The following is a 529-nucleotide window of genomic DNA, read 5'->3' as shown; positions in this document are numbered from 1 at the left end:
TGGCTATGAACGTTATAGCTTAATGTGACGCGGAAGGTTAACTGATCGGACTGTTGGAATAGTCCGTCCAAACCGGTAGGTGTGCAGCAATGCATGCTGAGGGGTGATGGGGAGCTGCGATTATATCAAAGCGAAGTCAGTGATACCAGGCTGCCGAGAAAAACCATTAAGTGAGTATCATGGTCAATCGTACCGTAATCCGACACAGGTAGATAACCAGAATATGGTAAGGTGCTCGAGATATCCGTCCCTAAGGAACTAGGCAAAGTGGCTCCGTAACTTCGGAAGAAGGAGTGCCGGATTGGTCAGGCCCCTCGCGGGCGCAGCCATGAAGGTCACAGTAAAGAGGCTTGGGTGACTGTTTAGTAAAAACACATCACTCTGCAAAGTCGCAAGACGACGTATAGGGTGTGACACCTGCCCGGTGCTGGAAGGTTAAGGGAAAAGGTTAGCCGCAAGGCGAAGCTTTGAACCGAAGCCCCAGTAAACGGCGGCCGTAACTATAACGGTCCTAAGGTAGCGAAATTCC

1 rRNA gene (cut by a window edge) is annotated in these 529 nt (G+C 50.7%); it reads left to right on the top strand.

The window, feature by feature from the left end:
• Positions 1 to 529 (top strand): 23S ribosomal RNA (locus HQK88_17130); its annotated part reaches 1,501 nt to the left of the window's first position; the annotation flags it as partial.

It is taken from the genome of Nitrospirota bacterium, from assembly GCA_015233895.1.
Lineage (GTDB): Bacteria > Nitrospirota > Thermodesulfovibrionia > Thermodesulfovibrionales > Magnetobacteriaceae > Magnetomonas.
This window is presented reverse-complemented; position numbering and strand designations above follow the sequence as displayed.